This window comes from Prevotella sp. S7-1-8 (genome assembly GCF_000758925.1).
In the GTDB taxonomy this organism is placed as follows: Bacteria; Bacteroidota; Bacteroidia; order Bacteroidales; family Bacteroidaceae; genus Prevotella.
Window position 1 is genome coordinate 1 of record NZ_JRNC01000072.1, and the last position, 23,552, is coordinate 23,552.

Annotated in this window: 19 protein-coding genes and 1 tRNA gene; 12 read left to right on the forward strand and 8 right to left on the reverse strand. The window is 49.3% G+C overall.

Annotation, left to right across the window (positions count from 1 at the left end; all coding sequences use genetic code 11):
* The first annotated feature begins 201 nt into the window (after nucleotides 1-201).
* From HMPREF1640_RS10615 to HMPREF1640_RS10625, 3 genes are all read left to right on the forward strand, one after another.
* Nucleotides 202-1,128, forward strand: a complete 927-nt coding sequence (locus tag HMPREF1640_RS10615) for a magnesium transporter CorA family protein (protein ID WP_036894560.1) — start codon at nucleotides 202-204, stop codon at nucleotides 1,126-1,128.
* A 168-nt stretch (nucleotides 1,129-1,296) separates the two neighbouring features.
* Nucleotides 1,297-3,303, forward strand: a complete 2,007-nt coding sequence (locus tag HMPREF1640_RS10620; RefSeq protein WP_036894579.1) for a DUF349 domain-containing protein — start codon at nucleotides 1,297-1,299, stop codon at nucleotides 3,301-3,303.
* 303 nt (nucleotides 3,304-3,606) lie between these two features.
* The gene (locus tag HMPREF1640_RS10625; protein ID WP_036894562.1) at nucleotides 3,607-4,212 is read left to right on the forward strand and encodes a glutathione peroxidase; all 606 of its coding nucleotides are present in this window, start codon (nucleotides 3,607-3,609) and stop codon (nucleotides 4,210-4,212) included.
* A gap of 74 nt (nucleotides 4,213-4,286) precedes the next feature.
* On the opposite strand, the gene HMPREF1640_RS10630 is transcribed toward HMPREF1640_RS10625, so the two are convergent.
* The 5 genes from HMPREF1640_RS10630 to HMPREF1640_RS10650 form a co-directional block, all read right to left on the reverse strand.
* Nucleotides 4,287-5,015 carry a M15 family metallopeptidase gene (locus HMPREF1640_RS10630; RefSeq protein ID WP_231565901.1) on the reverse strand — a complete coding sequence of 243 codons (729 nt, stop codon included), beginning with the start codon at nucleotides 5,013-5,015 and terminating at the stop codon, nucleotides 4,287-4,289.
* A 93-nt stretch (nucleotides 5,016-5,108) separates the two neighbouring features.
* The gene (locus tag HMPREF1640_RS10635) at nucleotides 5,109-6,752 is read right to left on the reverse strand and encodes a hypothetical protein (protein WP_036894565.1); all 1,644 of its coding nucleotides are present in this window, start codon (nucleotides 6,750-6,752) and stop codon (nucleotides 5,109-5,111) included.
* A gap of 70 nt (nucleotides 6,753-6,822) precedes the next feature.
* Nucleotides 6,823-9,006 (reverse strand): TonB-dependent receptor, encoded by a 2,184-nt coding sequence (locus HMPREF1640_RS10640; protein WP_231565902.1) that lies wholly within the window; start codon nucleotides 9,004-9,006, stop codon nucleotides 6,823-6,825.
* A gap of 148 nt (nucleotides 9,007-9,154) precedes the next feature.
* On the reverse strand, nucleotides 9,155-9,502 hold the full coding sequence (locus HMPREF1640_RS10645; RefSeq protein ID WP_156098795.1) for a hypothetical protein: 348 nt from the start codon (nucleotides 9,500-9,502) through the stop codon (nucleotides 9,155-9,157).
* Between the two features lie 866 nt (nucleotides 9,503-10,368).
* A tRNA-Gln gene (locus tag HMPREF1640_RS10650) sits at nucleotides 10,369-10,442 on the reverse strand.
* A 342-nt stretch (nucleotides 10,443-10,784) separates the two neighbouring features.
* Here HMPREF1640_RS10650 and rsfS point away from each other — a divergent pair.
* From rsfS to HMPREF1640_RS13385, 4 genes are all read left to right on the forward strand, one after another.
* Nucleotides 10,785-11,144: a ribosome silencing factor gene (gene rsfS, locus HMPREF1640_RS10655; RefSeq protein ID WP_036894589.1), complete on the forward strand. Its 360-nt coding sequence runs from the start codon at nucleotides 10,785-10,787 to the stop codon at nucleotides 11,142-11,144.
* A 53-nt stretch (nucleotides 11,145-11,197) separates the two neighbouring features.
* Nucleotides 11,198-13,252, forward strand: a complete 2,055-nt coding sequence (ftsH, locus tag HMPREF1640_RS10660) for an ATP-dependent zinc metalloprotease FtsH (RefSeq protein WP_036894567.1) — start codon at nucleotides 11,198-11,200, stop codon at nucleotides 13,250-13,252.
* 118 nt (nucleotides 13,253-13,370) lie between these two features.
* Entirely contained in the window at nucleotides 13,371-14,240 is an 870-nt protein-coding gene (locus HMPREF1640_RS10665; RefSeq protein ID WP_036894569.1) for a phosphatidate cytidylyltransferase, read from the forward strand.
* Between the two features lie 181 nt (nucleotides 14,241-14,421).
* Nucleotides 14,422-14,568, forward strand: a complete 147-nt coding sequence (locus HMPREF1640_RS13385; RefSeq protein WP_156098796.1) for a hypothetical protein — start codon at nucleotides 14,422-14,424, stop codon at nucleotides 14,566-14,568.
* Between the two features lie 97 nt (nucleotides 14,569-14,665).
* Here the strand turns inward: HMPREF1640_RS13385 and lpxB are convergent, their stop codons facing one another.
* Nucleotides 14,666-15,835 carry a lipid-A-disaccharide synthase gene (lpxB, locus tag HMPREF1640_RS10670; RefSeq protein ID WP_036894571.1) on the reverse strand — a complete coding sequence of 390 codons (1,170 nt, stop codon included), beginning with the start codon at nucleotides 15,833-15,835 and terminating at the stop codon, nucleotides 14,666-14,668.
* An 11-nt stretch (nucleotides 15,836-15,846) separates the two neighbouring features.
* The gene (gene surE, locus HMPREF1640_RS10675) at nucleotides 15,847-16,623 is read right to left on the reverse strand and encodes a 5'/3'-nucleotidase SurE (protein WP_036894591.1); all 777 of its coding nucleotides are present in this window, start codon (nucleotides 16,621-16,623) and stop codon (nucleotides 15,847-15,849) included.
* A 185-nt stretch (nucleotides 16,624-16,808) separates the two neighbouring features.
* On the opposite strand from surE, the gene HMPREF1640_RS10680 reads away from it, so the two are divergent.
* The 5 genes from HMPREF1640_RS10680 to HMPREF1640_RS10700 all read left to right on the forward strand — a co-directional run bounded on the left by HMPREF1640_RS10680 (nucleotide 16,809) and on the right by HMPREF1640_RS10700 (nucleotide 23,086).
* Nucleotides 16,809-17,579 (forward strand): ParA family protein, encoded by a 771-nt coding sequence (locus tag HMPREF1640_RS10680; protein WP_036894593.1) that lies wholly within the window; start codon nucleotides 16,809-16,811, stop codon nucleotides 17,577-17,579.
* A gap of 50 nt (nucleotides 17,580-17,629) precedes the next feature.
* Nucleotides 17,630-18,526 carry a ParB/RepB/Spo0J family partition protein gene (locus tag HMPREF1640_RS10685; protein WP_036894573.1) on the forward strand — a complete coding sequence of 299 codons (897 nt, stop codon included), beginning with the start codon at nucleotides 17,630-17,632 and terminating at the stop codon, nucleotides 18,524-18,526.
* 96 nt (nucleotides 18,527-18,622) lie between these two features.
* Nucleotides 18,623-19,279: a DUF5683 domain-containing protein gene (locus HMPREF1640_RS10690; RefSeq protein ID WP_231565903.1), complete on the forward strand. Its 657-nt coding sequence runs from the start codon at nucleotides 18,623-18,625 to the stop codon at nucleotides 19,277-19,279.
* Between the two features lie 83 nt (nucleotides 19,280-19,362).
* A complete protein-coding gene (locus HMPREF1640_RS10695) occupies nucleotides 19,363-20,772 on the forward strand; it encodes a lytic transglycosylase domain-containing protein (RefSeq protein WP_036894574.1) in 1,410 nt (469 codons plus the stop codon).
* A gap of 34 nt (nucleotides 20,773-20,806) precedes the next feature.
* Nucleotides 20,807-23,086, forward strand: coding sequence for a bifunctional (p)ppGpp synthetase/guanosine-3',5'-bis(diphosphate) 3'-pyrophosphohydrolase (locus HMPREF1640_RS10700; RefSeq protein ID WP_036894575.1), 2,280 nt, complete (start codon nucleotides 20,807-20,809; stop codon nucleotides 23,084-23,086).
* A 26-nt stretch (nucleotides 23,087-23,112) separates the two neighbouring features.
* Here HMPREF1640_RS10700 and HMPREF1640_RS10705 read toward each other — a convergent pair whose 3' ends face one another.
* Nucleotides 23,113-23,424: a hypothetical protein gene (locus tag HMPREF1640_RS10705; protein WP_036894577.1), complete on the reverse strand. Its 312-nt coding sequence runs from the start codon at nucleotides 23,422-23,424 to the stop codon at nucleotides 23,113-23,115.
* Nucleotides 23,425-23,552 lie beyond the last annotated feature (128 nt).

Consider the following 23,552-nt stretch of genomic DNA (forward strand, 5'->3'; position numbering starts at 1 on the left):
ACATCTTTTTTACATCGTAGGCTCATTTTTATTTATATTTTTGTTTGGCTTTACACTATATTTTGCGTACATTTGCACAGCAAAATCAATTTTTAACGATTATATGGACGACTATCACGCCGAAAACTTCAAATATTAGCGTGAGGATTACTCCAGGAGAGTTAATCCCCACAAGTGTTTAATACAAGGAGATTGACTACGATGAGAACATTCTGGAACATAGAGAAGAACCTGAAATCTATTGCTGAATGGCAGCCCAACTGCTGGATTCAGGTGACTTGTCCGACCGACGAGGACCAACGAGAGTTGGTAGAACGATTCAGCATACCCGACTATTTTTTCAGCGACATTAGCGATACCGACGAGCGGGCGCGCTATGAATACGACGACGGATGGATGTTAATAATCCTCCGTATACCATACGTCAAAGAGATAAGAAGTCGCACACCATACTCCACCGTGCCGTTGGGCATCATCCACAAACGTGACGTCACCATCACCGTGTGCTTCTATGAGACCAACATGATGATTGATTTTGTGAGCTTCCAACAGAAACGAGGCGAAGGCTTTACGGATTATGTGGACATGATTTTCAGACTTTTCCTCTCCAGCGCGGTGTGGTACCTGAAACGTTTGAAGCAGATTAACACTCTCATAGAGAAAGCCAAACACAACTTAGACAATGAGGTTAACAACGAGAGTCTTATCGGATTGTCACGCCTGCAAGACTCGCTCACCTACTTCATTACGTCCATTCGGGGCAACGAGAACTTGCTGCAAAAACTGAAATTCAAGCTCCAAGTGGATGAGTTGGACGCCGACCTTATAGAGGATGTCAATATTGAAATGACACAGGCGAGAGAGACTACCAATATCTATTCGGATATATTGGAATCGACAATGGACACCTATTCCAGTATCATCAACAACAATATGAATACCGTGATGCGAACCCTCACGTCGGTTTCAATCATCATGATGTCGGCCACGTTTGTGGCATCGCTCTATGGCATGAACGTGATAAACGGATTGGAAAAAGCCCATTGGGGGTTCGTATCCACGCTTTTTATCTCATTCTTGGTAAGCACGCTGTGTTGGTTCATCCTGCGATACAAAAGATTATTATAAAACGGAAATAATAAAAAAACGGTTTTTTATTAGGAATTTACGTTTTTTTTATATAAGTTTGCACACCATAAGTATACATAAATGATTGGCATAACGTTTGGCATACTGCTGAATGTCAACGACATGACCATGAAAGACCCAAATCATCAACTTTTAAAACAGTTAAAGATGGACTCTCAAGACAAGGCCCAAGAGCAGATAAGGGAAGACGAGGAACAAAAAATGGTTCAACCTTCTACTGATATCGAAAACCAAAACAACGAGCCTGCCCAAGATGGCAAACCCGTTGAGGAAACACTCGCCAACACAGAAACAACAACGCCAAAAGTCGAGGAGGAGAAGCCAAAAACGCAGGAAAAGAATCCAGCGGAGCAACTACCAGCCAACGAAAACAACACTACCAATTCTGAAAGGGAAAATGAGAGCGCTGAGAGAAAAACCGAAAAGAAAGTTTATTCCTCCAAAAAAGAAGTGCTCGAACGCATCAAAGAAATAGCCAAAAGTGTGGAAAGTCCGGACAAAGACGAAGTAGACACCTTGAAATCTTTGTTTTATAGGTTCCATATCGCAGAGCGGGAGCAACACCATAAAGACTATCTTGAGGCTGGTGGAGACCCTGAGAAATATGTCATCACACCCGATGAGGACGAAGACTCCTTCAAAGCGGAGATGCAAATAATCAAGGAAAAAAGAGCCAAAATTTTTGAAAAGCAAGAGGTGGAGAAAGCGGAAAACCTCAAAAAGAAGCTCGATATCATAGAGAAAATAAAAGGAATGGCAACGTCTCCAGACGAGGCAAACAAGTCGTTCAACGAGTTTAAGGCCCTGCAACAAGAGTTCAAGGATATCAAGGCTGTGCCACCCGAAAAAGCCAATGAGGTGTGGCGCAACTACCAACTGTACGTGGAGCGCTTTTACGACCTGCTAAACCTCAACCGGGAAGCTCGCGAATACGATTTCAAGAAAAATCTTGAGATGAAGACAACGCTCTGCGAAGAAGCCGAAAAACTTGACGAAGAGCCAGATGTCGTAAGCGCGTTCCATCAATTGCAAGAGCTTCATGCCCAATATCGCGAGATTGGCCCGGTGGCCCAAGAGTTACGCGACGAGATCTGGGCGCGATTTAAAGCAGCCAGCACCATTATCAACAAGAAGCACCAAAAACATTTTGAAGCACTTCGAGAAAAGGAGAAAGAAAATCTTGAAAAGAAGACAGGGCTGTGCGAAAAAGTAGAAAACATTACCAAAGAAGATAACAAAACTGCCAGTGATTGGGAAAAACACACCAAGCAAATAATAGCCATTCAACAAGAATGGAAGACCATAGGTTTTGCCCCCCAGAAAATGAACGTGAAGATATTCGAGCGTTTTCGAGCTGTCTGCGACGACTTCTTTGGTCGCAAAGCCGAGTTCTTCAAGGGCATGAAAGAGCAGTTCGCGGAGAACGCCGAAAAGAAAAAGGCATTGGTAGAAAAGGCAAAGGCCCTGACCAACTCTACCGATTGGAAAGCCACTTCGGACAAACTTATAGCCCTGCAAAAGGAGTGGAAAACCATCGGTATGGTACCAAAGAAACAGGGAGACAGGCTTTGGAATGAGTTCTTGACGGCTTGCAACCATTTTTTTGAGGCTCGAAACGCAGCTACATCAGATAGCCGCCATGAGCAACGCGACAACCTAAAAAAGAAGTATGAAATCATAGACAAACTCAACACGCTTGCCGAAAACGCTACCGAAAACGCCCAAGAACAGGTTCACCAGCTCACCGAGGCGTACAATAACGTGGGGCATGTGCCTTTCAAAGACAAAGACAAGATATACAAAGCATATCACGACGCCCTCGACAAAGTGTATAACGAGTTGCATATTTCTGTCGCAAAACGCAAGTTGGATAATTTTAAAAACAGCTTAAAGAGCGTTGCCAAGCGTGGCGAAGATGCCATGGACAACGAACGAGGCAGGCTGGTGAGACGTTACGAGCAACTCAAACAAGACATTATCACTTATGAGAACAATCTCGGTTTCTTGAATATCTCGAGCAAAAAAGGCAACAGCCTTGTTGACGAGATGAACCGAAAAGTGCAAAAACTCAAAGACGAGGTCGAATTGGTACGGGAGAAAATAAAAGCCATCGACAATCAAGCCAAGGAAGAAGAAAAAAAGGACGAAGCATAAGATAACTTCCACCATGAAATGACGGCATCCGCCACACCGATAGAAACGGCGTGGCGGATGTCTCGTTTACATAACCGCTTCGACGCCATTAAAGTAACTGCCGTGGAGGGTTGACCGAGCTTTCCCCTGCCATTCGCGCCCATAACTCGCCCTTCTATCACCAATTCACGCCAAATTCAAAATCAATGACAAGGCGGTATCCATAAAAGAATGTCTTTTTTACCATCTTTCACAGTGTTTGTAACCAGATTTTTGGAAATATATTTATCTTTGTGACGGATAGTCACTTAAAATCAAATTGAAATGAAAAAAACACTCATCACACTCTCCTTGTTCTTTATCGCGCTCAACATCTCGGCGCAAAACAGCATTTTTCAGCACAAAGTGAAAGACGCATCAGGCCAAATGACAAGTCTCTCTCCATACGAAGGACAAGTCATACTCATAGTAAACACGGCCACACAATGTGGTTTCACGCCACAATATTCAGAGCTTGAGGCTCTCTATCAAAAATATAAAAGCAAAGGGTTTATTATCCTTGACTTCCCCTGCAACCAATTTGGCGGGCAAGCTCCAGGCTCTTATGAGGACATACATAAGTATTGCACGGCGAAATACGATATTCATTTCCCTCAGTTTTCAAAGATCGATGTCAATGGCGTCAACGCCGACCCACTATTCGTCTATCTTAAAACCGAGCGTGGATTTCAGGGATTTGGCAACGATGCCAAAGGCAAATTCATGGATCGGATGCTTCGAAAAAAAGACCCGAACTATGACAAAACGCCAGATACCAAATGGAATTTCACCAAATTTCTCATAGACAAGCGCGGCCGCGTGGTGGCTCGTTTCGAACCCACCCAACCCATCGCGGATGTGGAAAAAGCCATTGTCGAATTATTAAAATAAGCCTACCGTCCCCCTCCACATTGTCAAACGCTCCCGTTTACCTGCCTTGTCGGCGAGGAAAACGGGAGCGTTCATTATTTCTCGAAGTGTTGGTAATCTTTTAGCGAGTGCCAATCGCCACCCCAGCGAAACCCGTGTCTCACAAAAACCTTGTACAACAAGTCTCCTCTGTCTATCTTGTAGGGGAAGCCGGCACGGCGGTCACAGTATCTCAACGCGTTGGAAGGCTGCACCACAACACGCCCATCGGCATACTTTCTATAGTATGGATTATAGAGCGGATTAATGTCCACAGCCATTCCCCGGGCATGTCCCGACAGTTTTGCGGAGCCTTTCACCAGCCTGAAACAAAAGCACGTGGAGTTGTTTGCCCGCATGGACCGCTCGTCCACGGCATCGAAATCATCTATGAGACACATGCGCTCAATGGGGTACCTATGGGCGAACAGCTCGCGAAAAACAGCCACCAAATCATCAGCTATCCGCTTGCCGCACACCATCTCCCCTTTCCTGATGTTACCTTTCCCGTCATAGTGTATCACCTTGAGATAGCGCAGGCTGTCCCTTGGCACCTCGCAACCAGTGGGATAAGACTTGCCACGCATCCGCGCGAACACCGCGTCAGAGATTGGTTCGCACGCGAACCATTGGCCGAGATTGCGGCCCCTGACCATCCTCTCACTCACCACATCCCCTGCTTTCCACGGCCTTGTCGTGGTTTTCGCCGCCAAAGGCATACCGCCAAGCATCGTCAATGATAACAACAAGGTGGCAATCCATCTTTTTTCTTTAATTCCGTTCATATTCATTTGCCACTATTTTCCATGCGGCAAAGGTATCGCTTTTATCCCAAACCACCGCGAAGGACAGTCGAAAAACACTTGTCCCACATGGTGTCAGAACCAAAAGCCACTATTGTCGTGCTTGGCACTACCTTTCAAGTTCCAGAAAAACTCTGCCAAACCAGCTTTGAAATCAGACAGCCCAAAGGCGTTCATCAGCGAGCGCACTCTCTCACGGTCTCGCTCGGAAAAGCTCTTCTCATCCAAAGCAGGCGACGACAAGTCCATCGAATCGAAGTCTGCGTCAAGCTCTTTCTCCTCCCAATCCATATAAACATTCACAGGGATGGCGATGGTGGGCATCCATTCCTCGTCCATCTGTTGCCGCTTCGTGGGGGCATAAAACGGCGAAGCCTTGCCCTCGGCGTCCTTGGCCACCTTGGCTCGCATGAGTTTGATGTTGAGGAAGAACCGCTTGTGGGAACGCAAGAAAGTGAAATACCCCTTCAATCCCACTGGATTCTTGTCGCCCGTAAACTTCGCCCCGTCAAACTTGTTGCTCTTGTCCCATGGGGTCGTGTCGCAATACACATAGTCAAAAAAACCGGGACCATTCACGTCGGTCTTCTCTTTCTTGCCCCCATAGCTTGGCTCTATGTCGCTCACCGTAAAAAAATGCTGGCATCGACGGTCTTCCCCATCGCCCGTTAACTTTCCGGTGATGTCGTTTCCATGAGAGTCATAGTACCTGATGGCAACGCCCGTCACGCAGTACTTGTCTTTGGAGCCAATAAGGTTTACCGTCTTGGCGTTGCCATCGGCAGGCCGCCATTGTCCGTTTTTCAACTCATATACCAACTTATAATTGGCTCCCATGTACTTGTTTTGCTTGGAATGAGGGTTTTGGTGAAAGGCGAACGTTCCGTGAAGATGCCCCTCGTAAAACACGACCACGGCTTTGGTGGGGGCAAAATCGCCCAGCTTGGCCACCTCGTTAGCTTTGGCGGGGGCGCCATCCACCTCGACAGGCAGTTTCACCACAATGTCCCACTGGCCCGTGCTCACCAGCACGTTGGCCGGTGCATAGAACGGCGACAGCTTGTTGTTGTCGCCAAACTTGCTCTTGGCGGCATGAAGCAACTCCACCGACAGGTTGAAACGCTCTCCCGGGCGCACGAATCTCATGAGCCCCTCGAACCCCATCGGATTATCTTTGCCCATGAACACACCGTTGCGCTCGTCGGCATAGCGATAGTCGAAAGGCAGCTTGCTTTTGTCTGTGACACGCGCCATACCCTTGCTACCGCCAAACTCAAATTCCCTGTACATCGAGAAGAAATGCTGGTGTATCTTGTCTTGCCCTAAATCGTAGAACTGTTGGTTCATCTTCTCGCCCTTGGCGTTGTAATAATCTATCCTCAACGCATACACCACGTTTGGGTTGTCTTTCACGTTTTTCACTTTAAATCCCTTGGCGGGGCTTGTCACATGCCACCCCCGAGCGGCCGTAGTCTCCCACACCACCACTTGGGCGGGGGTTGAGCTCGCGGTGAAGTTAGCCATTCTTGGGTCCGAGTCAAACTTGGCCAAGTCGTCCAGCTTACCCTCTTGCAGGGTGAAAACCGCCTTGACGGGATCTTCGTGCAACTTGTTTTTTTTCTCATTTGTAGGCACGTCAGGGCTGCACGATGCCGCCCATACCGACAGCAATGACACCATGACAAGTGCCATCGCCGATTTTAACTGTCTCATTCTCATGTTGAAATGGTTTTAAATGTATTGTTAAATATTATATGTAGCACACATTAAGGTGGGCGCCGATGGCGCGTCAAAACTTCCAAGTCAGCGTGCACCTAATATCCCTGCCCATGTCATGGGCGTAATAGCGACTGCGGTTGGTGTATTCTTTGTATTCTTTGTTGAGCACGTTATCGCCCATGAGGGCCAGCTCCACCATTTGGCCACCCTCCGACTTCCACTCCGCTCCTATCTCAAAGCCCAGCAGGTGGTAAGCGTCAGGGGTGAAATTAACAAGGTCAGCGTCTGGATTGAAACGCGTTTGCTTGGCCACGAAGCGATGGTTTATCCCCAAACGCAACCGCAGGTTGTCGCCCACACGTGGTGTATATGTCATTTGTTGGGTCAAGCGGGCGCTTGGGATATAAGGCAAGTAGTTGCCGGTCTGGCTCTCGTTGGCCCAAATCAAGGCCGTGAACACCCGATAGTCCACCTCGTCCCACGGCCTTACGTGCACGTCAACGTCCACGCCCCTGATAAAAGCCCCCGTCTGTTTGTACTGGAAAACCGGATACGCCCCGGATACCACGACAATGTTTTCGCGTGTAGGCTCATCGTAAATGTAATGGCTCACCCATTGCAGGTAGCCATCCACGCGCATGTTGAGATGCCGTGTGGCATACTCGGCGGAGGTGACCCATTTCAGGCTCCGCTCCGATTGGAGGGTGGAATCGCCCTTGACGAACATGCCGGAGCCCAACTCGTTGCCATTGCTGTAAAGCTCATACACATGCGGCGCGCGCCATGCCAAGCCCACATTGGAGGTGAAAGTCAGGGTGGTGGCGGGCCGGCAATGGCCGCCCACGCTGAATGTAAGGTTGTCAAAGTGTCGCTTGCCGCCATACCGCCGGCCCGTCCAGTCATAGCCGTCGGCCTCCGTGCGTTGGCAGTCAAACCTCGCGCCAGCCTCCACGCCCCATTTCTCGGCCGTGTATTTCTGCACGCCATAGGCTCCAAAAGCCACCTCCGCATAGTTGGGTATGATAGGCACCACGCCCGTGCCGCGCTCGTTGGAGTTCTTGGTGTTGAGCAGTTGCAAGCCCGCCTCGCTCTTCCAAGCCCGATAGCCTCGCTGCCATGTCAGCAGGTTTTGCAACGACTTGAGGTGCAAGCTCACCGTGGGTATGTCCGAATGGTTCATGCGCCGTATGCGGTTCTCGCGCCGATCGTCAGCCTGAAAGGTGGCTTGCCAGTCCAATTGGCCCAACGCGCCGCCATCGTAGTACACCTTGGCGAAAGCCGTCTGGTGCGCCACTTTCTGGTGTGGATAGTCTATGGCATAGCTGAATGGCGCGACGCTGACCGGCCTGCCAAGCCTGATCCGCTCGCGCAGCAGCTCCTCGCTGCCCATCTGCGCGCTTCGCATCACGCCTATCTTTTGCCAAAACAGCGCATAGCCAGCCTCCAATCGCCACGGTCCTCGACAGTAACCCATGCTCACGGAGAGGTCTCGCTCTCGCGTGCCGGTATTGTTGAGCACGTAGTTCGCCGCGCTACGATCTCCCCCATTCTCAAACGTAGCCTGGGCGCGCCATGCCCAATCATGGCACCACGGCATGGTTCCCTCGGCGCGTCCCACCACTCCATATCTACGGCCGTTGCTGCCATAGAGAGCCGTCAAGGCGCCGTGCACGCAATCACGACCGTATGGCAGCCGGCTCCGCTCCATGAGCACGATACCCCCCAAGGCGTCAGACCCATACCTGACAGACTCAGACCCTTTCACCACCGACACGCGGTCAAAGCCGTTTTTGTCCACCTCGGGAGCGTGGTCAGGGCCCCATTGCTGCCCGGTGAGGCGCGCCCCATTGGCCATAATCAATATACGGTTGCCATACATGCCATGTATCACTGGTTTGGAAACGGTGGTACCGGTCTGTATCGAGCTTAGTCCAGAGGTGTTCTCCAGCATCGACGCCAAAGATTTGCCCATTGCGCGCACGATGTCCTCGTGGTTCATGGTGGCGCTCACGCTATTGGCCGACACGGTCTTGCGTCGCGAGCAGACCACCACCTCCGCAATGGTCAACGAGTCTTTCATACGGTTAGTCAACTTTCGCCCGGCTTTTTTGGCTTCCGATACCGAGGCATGCCCACGCGCCACGGTATCCGACAGCGCGACGTCACCCACGGTTTGGGCGTATGAGCGCATGCCGCAACCCATGCGCAAACATGCAAACAACACCGCAAACCGAACACAAACATTTATGTTCATTGCAATAAAAAATAAAAAAAAGATAATTATCGGTTGGCCCTTCAGTCATTGGAAGAACCGTCTACACACACCTCGCCCTCAATATAAACGGGATAATCGGCCCACGCGCCCCATGCCAAAAAGCGGGACAACGAAAGGCTACGAGGATTTAAGAAAGAATGGTTGGAGGAGAATGGCTGTTTATCGAGTCAACCTGACGATAAACTATTTGCGACGTGAATATGACCCTCGCCAAGCGCGACACGCTGATTGTGGGTACATAGACCATCAGCTTGGGGGCATTGGCCTTGCACATCACAAAATTGCAAATATAGCAATTGGCCGACACCGAGGTTTGTTGGGCGCCATGTGCCTCTTGCTTGAATTGTGGCGCAATATCATGAAGGTGCATGTCTTTGACAAGAAGAGCCGTCATGAATGTTGCGGCCAACATCCATGCGTAAAACAATCTTATGGTCTTCTTACTCTTCATCGTCGCGTGCACATAGGCTTGCATGTTTCGAGCGCGCCCTGCTTCAGGGCCCCTTTCATGCGTCAAGTTGCAAATGTATGTAAAATTAATTATTCAAGGCACATTTTTACGCGTTTAATTGCAATTTTTAAATTCCATTAACAGCCGCGTCTTCAAAACGCCAACACCTTGAGGCCAATCTTCGAGACGCAGTTACCTTACAGACCCGCAAGCCTGCGAAGAGAACGATGCAAACAGACCGAGAGAGACGATTTAAGCCGTGAAAATTTATGACAAAAGAGCTAGCGTGTTTCGAATATTTCCAAACAAAAAGTGTATCGCTCGAAAATGCGCCCGTATTTTGAGTTTTCAACATCACCCTAAAACACAGTTAGTCACAAAGAACGAAAAGGTTTTTAGCTCAAAAAGTTTTCTCATGCGTTTGCCATTAGGCCTTAATCGCGCCACGATGAAGGCCTAAACGCAAGGCGTTCAAGTCTGAAACACCATGTGTTCACGGTCTTATGGAAACACGAATAGGCACCTATCGCAATTTGCCGCCTGAATGTTTGAAGACTGAGAAACGATTTAAGAAACTATTTTGACTTTTTCTGTTCTAAATCAAAGAAGAAAGATGGTACAATTTTTGTGATATTTTCTAAACAAAAAAGCATAGCCGGCTTTACCTTGGGTCAAAGCCGAGGAAAAAAGAAAAAGGACCACGACCCATGGCGATTGCCAGGCATCTTGCGACAACTACCTGTCATACTGCCTCGCCATGCCCACGGCGCGCACCACAACCATGTTTTTAAGACTTACTAATAAACAGCCGAAGGGGGCACACGCGCGCCCTTAACAAAACACGACGACAAAGGGCAACCAGTTGGCGAACAACCGATTGCCCTTTGTGATGGTTGGGATACCAGGATTCGAACCTGGAATGACAGGACCAGAATCTGTAGTGTTACCATTACACCATATCCCAATTCGAGCCACAACCCAAAACTGAATTGCATGTGCAAAGTTAGGCGTTTTTTTTTAATGAGCCAAGCGTTTGGAAATCTTTTTTTATTTTACACGCAAAAAAACTAACGCGCCGGCTGTTTACCCACGCTCCAAAGCCATGTCGCAAGATGTGCCACGAATTGCCCAAGAACCGTTACAAAACCAGTCGGAAACATGGCGTCACCATGTCTAACTGTATGATTTCATGTTACTAAAAAAACCAAATATTAACAGAAAAACGAACATTTCTCAATATTTACACGTAACTTTGCATTGCACATATATTATAAACAACAAAGGCAAACCTATTCAAGATTTTTCAATGACAGAAACAACAACACTCGTCAAGACCATTACCAAAGGCATCCAAGACAAAAAGGGGAAAGACATCGTTATCGCGGACCTCAGCCACATAGACGGCGCCATAGCCAATTATTTCGTGATATGCCAAGGCTCCTCGCCCAATCAGGTGGAGGCCATCGCCGAGGCCGTGGCCGGCGCGTGCCGCGAAGAGATGAGCGAAAAGCCCGTAGGCGTGAACGGGCTGGGCAACAACCAATGGATAGCCATAGACTTCGTGGACGTGTTAGTGCACATTTTCCAACCCGACACGCGCGAATTTTATAATTTGGAAGAGCTGTGGGAAGATGCCAAATTAACAAAAATACCAAACATTGACTAATCTTTGGCATACCATTTGATAGCCTGAAAGGTACAACCATCAATCATCCTACGATGAACAACAAAAAAAATCAACTACAAAATAAAGACGACGACCAGCCCAAGATGCCGCGGTTCAACATGAACTGGCTCTACGTCTGCATCGCGGTGCTGCTCGCCACCCTGCTCTTCACGGGTGGCGGAGATATGCTCGCGAGTGGGTCCGGAGCTGGAAAAGAGGTGCAATACACCGAGTTTAAGACTTACGTGGAGAAGGGATACGCCCAAAACGTGGTGGTCAATAAAACCCAAAACACTCTCCAGATGTATGTAAAGCCCAAATTCATACGCAATGTTTTTGAGAAAACCGCCAAACAGACAGGCGCGAACCCATACGTGAGCGTGCAATTTGGATCGGTGGACGAACTTGAGAAGTATCTCTCCGCGCAACAAAAAAGGGGCAAGATAACGGGCTTTAGTTACAACAACGAGAAAGGCAGCGATTTCGTAAGCATACTCGTCAACCTGCTACCCCTGCTGTTTTTCATTAGTATCATCATCTTCCTCATGCGCCGACTGGGCGGCGGCGGAGCGGGAGCCGGCGTGTTCAACGTGGGCAAGAGCAAGGCCAAACTTTTTGAGAAAGGCAACGAACTGGGCATCACGTTCAAAGACGTGGCTGGCCAAGAGGGCGCCAAACAAGAGGTTCAGGAAATCGTGGAATTCTTGAAAAATCCACAGAAATACACAGAGCTGGGCGGAAAAATACCTAAGGGGGCACTACTCATCGGCCCTCCCGGAACCGGTAAAACACTGTTGGCCAAGGCCGTGGCTGGCGAAGCCGGCGTACCATTCTTCTCAATGTCTGGCTCAGACTTCGTCGAAATGTTTGTAGGCGTGGGCGCGAGCCGCGTGCGAGACGTCTTTGCGCAAGCCAAACAAAAGGCTCCGTGCATCATCTTTATCGACGAGATTGACGCCGTGGGACGCGCGCGCTCCAAAAACCCATCGATGGGTGGCAACGACGAGCGCGAGAACACGCTGAACGCCTTGCTCACGGAGATGGACGGCTTTGGCACCAACTCGGGCGTGATAGTGCTGGCGGCAACCAACCGCGTGGACATGCTCGACAAGGCTTTGCTGCGCGCCGGGCGCTTCGACAGGCAAATAAACGTGGAACTTCCAGACCTTGCCGAGCGCAAAGCCATCTTCCAAGTGCATCTCAGGCCACTGAAGACAGACCACAGCTTGGACATTGACTATTTGGCTCGACAAACGCCAGGATTCTCGGGAGCGGACATCGCGAACGTCTGCAACGAGGCCGCGCTGATAGCAGCGCGCCACAACAAGCATGTGGTAAGCAAGCAAGACTTTCTTAACGCCGTGGACCGCATCATCGGAGGATTGGAGAAAAAGACCAAGGTGATGACTTCCGCCGAGAAGCGGAGCATAGCCATCCACGAGGCCGGGCACGCCACTGTCAGCTGGTTTTGCGAGCATGCCAACCCCTTGGTCAAGGTGACCATCGTGCCGCGCGGGCAAGCGCTGGGCGCGGCGTGGTACATGCCTGAAGAGAGAGTCATTACCACCAAAGACCAAATGCTTGACGAAATGTGCGCCGTACTTGGCGGACGGGCGGCCGAAGAACTATTTGTAGGCGAGATTTCGACCGGTGCCATGAACGATTTGGAGCGAGCCACGAAAAGCGCGTACGGCATGGTGGCATACGCAGGGATGAGCGACAAGTTGCCCAACATTTGCTACTACAACAACCAGGAATACCAATTCCAACGCCCTTACAGCGAGACTACCGCCAAAGTGATGGACGACGAGGTGCTTAAAATCATCAATATGGAATACGCACGGGCCAAACAAATCCTCACCGAGCACAAAGAGGGGCATAAACAATTGGCAGACCTGCTTTTTGCCAAAGAGGTGATATACGCGGAAGATGTGGAGAAAATATTTGGCAAGAGACCTTGGATAAGTCGCTCGGACGAGATTTTGCAAGAGAACAAAGCTATTGCCGAGGCCAAAGAAAAAGAAGAGGAACCTAAACTGGAAGACATGCCAGACATCGTGAAACAGGCCCAGGCCGAGCACGAAGCCTCGAAAGAAAAAGAAAATTAACCATCTCCTCCTGACTCACCCTGATGCGAAGAAGCTGTCGACATGGCCATAAAGCCATCTTCTTGACCATTCATGGCTGTGACCGGGAGGAGTTTTTACGCATAGATACACAGCTGTTATGACTGACAAGCAAAAAAACTTGATCGTTAGATCCATTACGGGCACTCTGTTCGTGGCCATCATGGTGTGTGGCTTTCTAAACCCATCGGCCATGATATTGCTCTTTGCCATTATCACCGCCTTGAGTCTATGGGAATACACCGGATTGGTGAACGACCATTGCGAGGATGTGCAAGTGAACCGATTTATTTCCACCGTGGCTGGCGTATACCTGTTCGTGGCGGTGGCTGCATGGCGTACCGGCATCGTGTCTAACTTCGCGATCATGGTTCCATACGTGCTGACCATCGTATATCTACTGGTTTGCGAACTTTACACTGGAACAAAAAACGCTGTCAACACGTGGGCGTACACCATGCTTGGACAAATGTATGTGGCCATGCCCTTGGCTTTGGTCAATATCCTCGCTTTCGAGATGGCGCACGATGGAAGTGGCGCACGCTATGACATGCTATTGCCACTGAGCGTATTTATCTTCTTGTGGACCAACGATACGGGGGCTTATTGCACCGGCTCGCTGTTTGGCAAGCACAAGCTGTTTCCACGCGTCTCACCGGCCAAATCGTGGGAAGGCAGCGTTGGTGGAGGCGTTTTGGTGCTCGTCGTGGCTGCCGTTATAGGCTATCTGTCCAACAATGGCGCCGACGCTCACACGCTGAACATATACCAATGGATGGGGCTCGGCCTCACCGTATGTATATTTGGCACTTGGGGAGACCTTGTGGAGAGCTTGTTCAAGCGTACGCTCGGCATCAAAGACAGTGGCAACATTTTGCCCGGCCATGGCGGCATGCTCGATCGTTTCGACTCCAGTTTGATGGCCATTCCGGCCGCCGTGGTGTACCTCTACACGATCACCATGTTTTAAAGTTGGCCGGGAGGCGCCATTCTTGGGAATTCGACGCGTCACCAATAATATGGGCAAGGCACGCTATCCGTGCGCGGGGGCATTGTTTTTCAGGAAACATGACAAAAATTTTCATAGTTCTCCACATCTTTACAAAGACTTAAAATGTCATATAACATATTTCTAATTTCAAACATAAAAAATGAGAAGAATTATCCTTAGCACATTGGTATTGTTTACAACACTTGCCACAAACGCACATAACCGGGGATTAACCAAGATCATCGACCAGTCGACCAGCAAGAACAGTGTGTTCCAACTCACGTTAGGATATAAGTTTGGGCTATAACCCAACACCTTTACAAACAACATTTTTCTTAAAGTCATACAGGCTCAAACCACCGCATGTGGTTTGAGCCTGTATGGTATAACAAGCAACGACAAGCTCAAATGCGACCAGTGGCACGCTGTCGCAACAACGACACCATGATGCGAGCGGCGTTTTGGGGCGCTACGGCATGGCCCAAAAGGGCACGCACGTCCTCATAACCACGCAACATAGCATCGCGAGCAGGTTGGTTTGGCAGAATTTTGGAAAGTTCATCAGTAATATTGGACACGCTGAAACGGTCGGCGAAAAGTTCTGGCACAACCTCGCGCCCAGCCACAAGGTTGACCAAGCTGATGTAATCGCACTTGAGAACATGCTCGAACCCCCAACGCGCAAGTCGCGGAACGGCTGTCTTGTAGCACACCACCTGTGGCACGTTAAACAGCGCCGTCTCCAGGGTGGCGGTGCCACTGGTGACCAACGCCGCCGTGGAATGGGCCAACAAAGAATAGGTTTCATTGTCAACCTTGACCACATTTGAGCCCGCAAGATACGGCGAGTAACATTCTTGGCCTATCGATGGCGCGCCTGCCAATACCATTTGGAAAGAAGCCTGTGGGCCACAGCAAGCGCGGGCAGCCTCTATCATGGCGGGAAGATTGTCCTTGATCTCTTGCTCTCTGCTACCGGCGAGCAGGGCGACGATGCGTTTTTGTGGGTCAAGGCCGTATCGATGGCAGAAGGTATCGTATGTTTCTCGATGACCCTCAAGGAATTGGGCCACTTCCTCCACGGTGGGATTGCCCACATAATGAATTTTATAATGATGCCTCTCCTCATAGAAAGATACCTCGAAAGGCAAAATGGAGAACATCTCGTTGACATCTCGTTTGATGGCCTTGACGCGCCATTCCTTCCACGCCCAAATCTTGGGCGAGATGTAATAGTAGACCGGAATGCGCGTCTTTCGACGCAGATATTTGGCTATACGGAGATTAAAGCCAGGATAGTCAACGAGTATTACCACGTCGGGCTGCCAGCTGACAATATCAGCCTTGCACAGTTTCATGTTTTGAATAATCGTGCGTAGATGCAGCAACACAGGCAGGAAGCCCATATAAGCAAGTTCCTTGTAGTGCTTGACACGGGTTCCACCAACAGCCGACATAAGGTCTCCGCCAAAAAATCGGAACCGCGCGTCTTTGTCCTCGCTTCTCAGGCATTGCATGAGGCGGCTGGCATGCAAGTCGCCAGAGGCCTCGCCCGCAATGAGGTAATACTTCATGTATAGGGGTTTTAAGATTTAATGTTCCATCCACGCACTTCGTCCATGAAGTCGTAAGCCGTGACATCCACTTGCGTGGGAGTAATGGCCACGTAGCCATTGTTTAACGCCCATTGGTCAGTATCGGGCGCGTTGGGTTCGTCATTATGGTACTCACCCACCACCCAAAAATAGTCGTAACCACGAGGATGGCGCTGAGGCACGATCTCGTTGACCCACCGCCCTTGTGTCATACGACACACCTTGACCCCCTCGAAAGACTCGCGCGCCGGGAAGTTTACATTCAGGCAAACGCCTGTAGGCAACCCATCGGCCAACACTTTGGATACAATTTGACGAACGCATGGGCGCAAAGGCTCCAAATTGGCCCGCTCATCATAGTAGCATGAGGAAAAAGCGATAGACGGCACACGCTTCAGACAACCCTCGACGGCAGCGCCCACAGTGCCGCTATAATGACTGTTCACCGTGGAATTGTCTCCGTGATTGATGCCACTGATGACTAAATCGGGCGTCCGCTCAGCACAAAATTGATGAAAAGCAAGTTTCACACAGTCAACGGGCGTGCCGCTGCACGACCACACCTCGGTGTCGCCCAGATTGTGTCGTGGTTTGAGTCGGAGGTAATTGGTGACCGAAAACGCTCGCGAATAACCAGACCGAGCACTCTCGGGAGCCACCACAAGCACGTCGCCAAAAGATTTCACCATATCCACAAGAGCGCGTATTCCGGGAGAATGATAACCATCATCGTTTGTTATCAATATCAAGGGTCTGTTTGTTTGCATATATATCAGTATTATAAATCTTTGTTTATTATACATGCAAATGTACGAAAAAACCTTTAATTATTTTCTTTCTCGCATAAAATAACTACCTTTGCACACAATACTTACACCATTCCTGCGTATTTGAAAGAGGCCGATTGGAGGGTTCTCACATCGTTAGGAATAAACGTAACAAGATGATTAAAATGGCAAAAATCATTGCTTTGGCCAATCAAAAAGGTGGCGTTGGCAAAACTACCACCACTATCAACTTAGCCGCGTCATTGGCCACATTGGAAAAATCGGTTCTTGTTGTTGACGCAGATCCACAGGCTAACGCCTCGAGTGGGTTGGGTGTGGACATCAGCGAGGTGGAATGTTCCATCTATGAATGTATCATTGACCACGCCGATGTGCGCGACGCCATATACACCACTGATATAGACGGATTAGATATCATACCCAGCCACATCGACTTGGTGGGCGCGGAGATAGAAATGCTAAACTTGGAGAACAGGGAGAAAGTTATTAAATCAATCCTCGAACCACTGAAAGAGGAATACGATTATATTCTGATTGACTGCTCGCCATCATTGGGACTCATCACCGTCAACTCGCTAACAGCGGCCGACTCGGTGATTATCCCCGTGCAATGCGAGTATTTTGCGCTTGAAGGTATTAGCAAATTGCTCAACACAATCAAGATAATCAAAAGCAAACTAAACCCCAAATTGGAAATTGAAGGATTTTTATTGACCATGTACGACTCTCGGTTACGCTTGGCCAACCAAATTTATGACGAAGTGAAGCGGCATTTCCAAGAGTTGGTTTTCAAGACGGTCATCCAGCGTAATGTCAAACTTTCGGAGAGTCCCAGCCACGGTCTTCCCGTCATTCTATATGACGCCGATTCAACAGGAGCCAAGAATCATTTGGCTTTGGCCAAGGAGATTATCACCAAAAACGACAAGAAATAGCTCCGGATAACAGGTTTGGCAGGCATGACACAATATTTGAGGATGTAAAAATGGCAGTTAGAAAAAAATTTAACGCATTGGGGCGCGGGCTTGACGCGCTCATTTCGACAGAAGCTGTGCGTACGCAAGGCTCCTCCACAATCAACGAAATACCAATTGACCAGATTGAGCCCAATGCTGACCAGCCACGTAATTCGTTCAACGAGGAGGCTTTGGAAGAGTTGGCACACAGCATCAAGGAAATAGGTATCATACAGCCTATCACGCTGAGACAGGTTTCTGACAACCGATTTCAGATTATCGCGGGAGAACGCCGATGGCGCGCTTCGCAAATCGCGGGACTGAAAGCCATTCCTGCTTACATACGCACCATCAAAGACGAGAACGTCATGGAAATGGCGTTGGTGGAGAATATACAGCGCGAAGACCTCAACTCCATAGAAATAGCGTTGGCCTACGAGCACTTGCTGGAGCAATCGGGCATGACGCAAGAAAAAGTATCAGAGCGCGTTGGAAAGAGCCGAACGGCTATAACCAACTACCTGCGGCTTTTGAAATTGCCCGCGCAAGTGCAAATGTCACTACAGAAAAAAGAGATAGACATGGGGCACGCGCGTGCGCTTTTGGCCGTTGACAGCCCATCACTGCAACTCAAACTCTTCAAAGAAATACTGAAAAACGGTTGGTCTGTGCGCAAAGTGGAGGAGATGGCACAGCATCTTAAGAACGGCGATGACATTGAGAGTGGCAAAAAGAAAATCATGGCCAAGGCACAATTGCCAGAAGAATTTAAAACGCTCAAGAAGCGACTGTCAGGCTTTTTCGACACGAAAGTGTCACTTTCTTACTCGGACAGGGGCAAAGGTAAAATCAGCATACCATTTAACAACGAAGAGGATCTTGAGCGTATTATCCATATTTTCGACAAACTAAAGCATCAAAACTAAGTGAGCGAGCGCACGACGATATTGTTCAAGCTATGCATCATTGTTTGGTGGGCATTGGGAGCACTCTGCGCGACAGCGCAAAGCGAGGTCGACTCTGTGAAAATTCCTATAGAAAAGAAAGCGCAAAAGCCAATGGTTTCGGTCGACTCTATCGACGCTTTGGATATTCCGCCAAACGGCGACAAAGAAATATTCCCTATAAATTCGACCGACAGCATGCCGGCAAGACATAAACGCGACGGGGAAACTTGGACCCCAAGCCCAAAGCGCGCGTTGTGGTTGGCATTGGTATTGCCAGGCGCAGGGCAAATATACAATCGCAAATTGTGGAAATTACCTATTATATATGGTGGATTTGTAGGTTGCGCTTATGCCATGAGATGGAACAACATGATGTATCGCGATTATAGCCAGGCCTATCTTGACATTATGGACGACGACCCCAATACACACAGCTACAACCAGTTTTTGCACTTAGGCAACCAAGTAACACCCGAGAATATGAAGCGCTGGCAAGACATATTCCGCAAGCGCAAAGACCGATATAGAAGATGGCGAGACCTTAGTTTTTTCGCATTGATAGGTGTTTACGCCCTCTCTGTGGTAGACGCTTACGTCGACGCGTCACTTTCTGAGTTTGACATTTCGCCCGATTTGAGCATGCGCGTGGCGCCAACGATCATTCACGGCGGCACTGATCGCAATCCCGTCAGTGGCTTGGCAATGGGTTTGCAATGCTGCTTGACATTTTAACAAATTCCAAAAGACAGGCAGCACAAGGTGGCATCATGTAGTATTGACACCATGCCGCCCCCTGTTTTGACACGAAAAAGACTATGAATTTAAAAAAAATCATCATTGCGACTATGTTTTTTTGCGGTGTGTGCACCATGCACGCCCAAAACCGCAAAACCGTAACCGTAACACAAGAGAACGGCGTTGAGGAAGAGATAGACTTGCCCGAGTCAATGACCCAAGAGCTTGACAGCCTTATGGGGCTTTACAATTCCAAGATGTATCTTAAGCCAAACGTAGACTGCAACATGCCCGACCAAAACGTTACCTATGAAAAAGAGGTCTACAAAGAGCGTTTGGCCAAGCTCCCCACTATCATCGAAATGCCCTACAACAGCATTGTACAGAAATTCATAGACCGATATAGCAACGAGTTGAGACATTCCGTAGCTTACATGTTGGGCGCTCAAAATTTCTACATTCCTATATTCGAGGAAGCCCTCGAGAGCTACAGACTACCACTTGAACTGAAGTATCTGCCGGTGATAGAGTCCGCGCTCAACCCCCAAGCAGTGTCGAAAGTTGGGGCGACAGGCCTTTGGCAGTTCATGATAACCACGGGGAAACGATATGGTCTCGAGGTAAACTCATTAGTGGACGAGCGCAAAGACATCGTCAAATCTTCCTATGCGGCGGCCCACTACCTGAGCGACTTGTACAAAATATACAACGACTGGAATCTCGTGATAGCCGCGTACAACTGTGGTCCGGAAAAAATAAACAAGGCCATAAGACGCGAGAAAGGCGAAAAAGACTATTGGAAAATCTTTCCACGACTACCGCGCGAGACACGTGGATACGTCCCAGCCTTCATCGCGGCAAACTATATCATGAACTATTATTGCGAGCACAATATCTGCCCACTATCCACTGAGCTGCCAGCCAAGACAGACACGCTGATGCTCAACCGCAATGTGCATTTCGAACAGATAGCCCATGTCACGGGCATCAGCGTGGAGCTGCTGCAAAGCCTCAACCCACAATACCGACAAAACATTGTCAATGGTTTGTCGAAGCCATCCTCGTTGCGCATGCCCGAAGACGTTCTCAACACTTTTATAGATAAAGAAGACTCTATCTACGCTTACGAAAAAGAGCAATATCTCAGCAAACGCCAAGAGGTAAACATTGACAACGCCGACAGCTACGTGGTTGACAAAAACCAAGTGATACGCCTCAGGGGCGACGCCTCTGATAGCCGCGCAAATATCGACAAGGGCAGCCGAGCGGCCGCGCACAAGGCCGGCGGCCGAAACAACCGACGCAACGCGCGCGACACCAAACGTCATAAGCGCGCGTCACGCGCGCGCTCCAAGAATGTCACCGTGAGAAAAGGCGACACCCTTAGTGAGATTGCCGAGCGCAACAACACCACCGTGAAAAAAATACGAAAACTTAATGGCATCAAAGGCAACAACATCAGGGCTGGCAAAAAAATCAAAGTGAAATAAAAACCGGGCATCATTACCTATAATTTCTATCAACATGGACGAGCAAGAGCAGAGGAACATGGAGCGCGAAGCGGCTGATAACAAAATGATCAAGCAAGCCTTCGACCATTTGGTGCAGACTTATTTAGACTCCCCTCACCGCAAAAAGGTTGACATCATCACCAAAGCTTTCAACTTCGCCAAGCAGGCACACAAAGGCGTGAGACGATTGTCGGGAGAACCATACATTCTCCACCCCATAGCCGTCGCGCAGATTGCTTGCGAGGAAATGGGCTTGGGCTCCACCAGTATATGCTCGGCATTGCTGCACGACGTGGTCGAGGACACCGACTATACGGTCGAGGACATCCGAAATATCTTTGGCGAAAAGATCGCCCAGATAGTCGACGGGCTTACCAAAATAAGTGGGGGCATCTTCGGAGACCACGCATCCGCGCAAGCCGAGAACTTCAAAAAACTGCTCCTCACCATGAGCGACGACATTCGTGTCATCCTCATCAAGATTTGCGACCGCCTGCACAACATGCGCACCTTGGCCTCGCAAGCGCCCAACAAACAGTATAAAATAGCCGGAGAGACACTTTACATCTACGCCCCTTTGGCCAACCGCCTCGGACTAAACAAAATCAAGACCGAACTCGAAGACCTGAGTTTCCGCTACGAACACCCACAAGAGTACGCGGACATCGTGGGCAAACTCTCTTACACCAAAGAACAACGCACCAAACTTTTCAACGATTTCACCGCGCCGGTACGAAAGGCCTTGGACGAGATCGGACTGCAATACCACATCAAAGCACGCATCAAAAGTCCTTATTCCATATGGTGCAAGATGCAAAACAAGCATGTCACTTTCGATGAGATCTATGACATTCTCGCCGTCAGAATTATCTTTACGCCTAAAGATAAAGACAGCGAGATCAACGAGTGCTTCCACATCTACGTAATACTAAACCGCATTTACAAGAGCCACCCAGACCGGTTCCGCGACTGGGTAAACCATCCCAAGGCCAATGGATACCAAGCCCTGCACGCCACCATGATGTCCAAGAGCGGCCAATGGATAGAGGTGCAAATACGATCAGAGCGTATGGACGAGATCGCGGAGCAGGGATTTGCCGCTCATTGGAAATACAAGGAAGGAAAAAACAAGAACGACGACGACGAGCTGAACAACTGGTTGAGCACCATCAAAGACATTCTCGACGACCCACAACCAGACGCAATGGACTTCTTGGACTCCATCAAGCTCAACCTTTTCGCTTCCGAAATATTTGTCTTTACACCCAAAGGAGAGGTTAAGACCATGCCCACCGGATGCACGGTGCTTGACTTCGCTTTCCATATACACACCGATTTGGGTAGCCATTGCATTGGCGCCAAGGTAAACCACCGGCTTGTTCCACTGAGTCATAAGCTCAACAGCGGAGACCAAGTGGAGGTGCTCACCTCAAAATCGCAACATGTACAGCCAGGATGGATAAACTTTGTGTCTACCGGCCGGGCCAAATCCAAAATACAGGCCGCCTTGCGTCGCAACCAGAGGGAAACCCAACGGAAAGGCGAGGACATTTTGAACAATTGGCTTAAAAACAACGGTTTGGAGCTCTCCACTTTTATCCTCGACCGCCTTTGCGAAATTCACGACACACAAAACCAAGAGAGTTTGCTGCGCGCTTTAGGCGAGCACACCATCATTCTCGGGGAGAAAGATGTCGAGGAGCTGCACAACAAGAAGAAAGACAACGGCTCTTCAAGATGGCTGAGATACGTTCCTTTTTTGGGGAAAAGCAAAAAAAACGACGCCCCGGACACCGTGCCCCCCTCGCCCAACCAGCTTCTTCTCGTTGGCAAAGACTTCAATCGCAAAAAGGCTTGCGTCATACGCGAGGACACCATCAACATGTATCTATTTCCACATTGCTGCCATCCCATCCCCGGAGACGACATACTCGGTTTCATAGACGGCAAGAACCACGTCGAGATACACAAGCGCTCGTGCCCTGTAGCCACCAAACTTAAGACGAGTTTCGGGCCTCGCCTTCTCGATGCCAAATGGGACATGCACAAGATACTCTTCTTTGACGCCACCGTAGAAGTACATGGAATAGACCGAAATGGCATGCTTCATGACATCGCCGAGGTAATTTCCAACAAGCTCAACGTCAACATTCGCCGCATGAACTTTGCGGCCGACGAGGGCATTTTCACGTGCAAAATGGAAATTCGCGTGCACGATCGAGACGAGGTGAAAGTGGTCATGGACCATCTCAAAAAGATACCGGACCTGCAAGAGATACAGCAAATCATGTAATCACAAAATCCTTATTACGGCTATTATTATCCACGACGCCAAGCGCCGCGTCTCTCGCCGCCCACAAACACGACGCCCCCGACACCCCTCGCGTGGGGCATGATGGCATGGCATCGTCTTGAAGCGTCGACGATGCCATCAAGGCGCGCCGGGCTTTCATGGAATGCCATCAAGCCGCCCTTGCCAAGATGGCCATACAAAGAGATGGAAAACACCATCCACTCATGGCTCACCAATGTCGGGACATGCCATGAGAAACCATCACCGGACATCCTTCGCCCATAACAGCCAACCAAAATTTGTCCTGCGCACAACTGTTGCCAAAAGCCACTTGGCATCCACTTTTGTCATAAAAACTTCACTGAAAAGAGTGAAAGGTTTTCAACAGAAACAGCAATCGAAAACACTTGATTTCGGCATGAAATACAATTAGCCACGGTCTACAGCACTTGCCAACAGACCGTTT

Coding starts and splice junctions, on each gene's coding strand:
- lpxB (WP_036894571.1), bottom strand. CDS start 15,835: ATGAAGTATTACCTCATTGCGGGCGAGGCCTCTGGCGACTTGCATGCC.
- HMPREF1640_RS13385 (WP_156098796.1), top strand. CDS start 14,422: ATGAGAAGAATTATCCTTAGCACATTGGTATTGTTTACAACACTTGCC.
- HMPREF1640_RS10665 (WP_036894569.1), top strand. CDS start 13,371: ATGACTGACAAGCAAAAAAACTTGATCGTTAGATCCATTACGGGCACT.
- HMPREF1640_RS10640 (WP_231565902.1), bottom strand. CDS start 9,006: ATGAACATAAATGTTTGTGTTCGGTTTGCGGTGTTGTTTGCATGTTTG.
- ftsH (WP_036894567.1), top strand. CDS start 11,198: ATGAACAACAAAAAAAATCAACTACAAAATAAAGACGACGACCAGCCC.
- HMPREF1640_RS10625 (WP_036894562.1), top strand. CDS start 3,607: ATGAAAAAAACACTCATCACACTCTCCTTGTTCTTTATCGCGCTCAAC.
- HMPREF1640_RS10685 (WP_036894573.1), top strand. CDS start 17,630: ATGGCAGTTAGAAAAAAATTTAACGCATTGGGGCGCGGGCTTGACGCG.
- surE (WP_036894591.1), bottom strand. CDS start 16,623: ATGCAAACAAACAGACCCTTGATATTGATAACAAACGATGATGGTTAT.
- HMPREF1640_RS10615 (WP_036894560.1), top strand. CDS start 202: ATGAGAACATTCTGGAACATAGAGAAGAACCTGAAATCTATTGCTGAA.
- HMPREF1640_RS10620 (WP_036894579.1), top strand. CDS start 1,297: ATGGACTCTCAAGACAAGGCCCAAGAGCAGATAAGGGAAGACGAGGAA.
- HMPREF1640_RS10645 (WP_156098795.1), bottom strand. CDS start 9,502: ATGCAAGCCTATGTGCACGCGACGATGAAGAGTAAGAAGACCATAAGA.
- rsfS (WP_036894589.1), top strand. CDS start 10,785: ATGACAGAAACAACAACACTCGTCAAGACCATTACCAAAGGCATCCAA.
- HMPREF1640_RS10635 (WP_036894565.1), bottom strand. CDS start 6,752: ATGAGAATGAGACAGTTAAAATCGGCGATGGCACTTGTCATGGTGTCA.
- HMPREF1640_RS10695 (WP_036894574.1), top strand. CDS start 19,363: ATGAATTTAAAAAAAATCATCATTGCGACTATGTTTTTTTGCGGTGTG.
- HMPREF1640_RS10630 (WP_231565901.1), bottom strand. CDS start 5,015: ATGAACGGAATTAAAGAAAAAAGATGGATTGCCACCTTGTTGTTATCA.
- HMPREF1640_RS10680 (WP_036894593.1), top strand. CDS start 16,809: ATGGCAAAAATCATTGCTTTGGCCAATCAAAAAGGTGGCGTTGGCAAA.
- HMPREF1640_RS10705 (WP_036894577.1), bottom strand. CDS start 23,424: ATGCCAAGTGGCTTTTGGCAACAGTTGTGCGCAGGACAAATTTTGGTT.
- HMPREF1640_RS10700 (WP_036894575.1), top strand. CDS start 20,807: ATGGACGAGCAAGAGCAGAGGAACATGGAGCGCGAAGCGGCTGATAAC.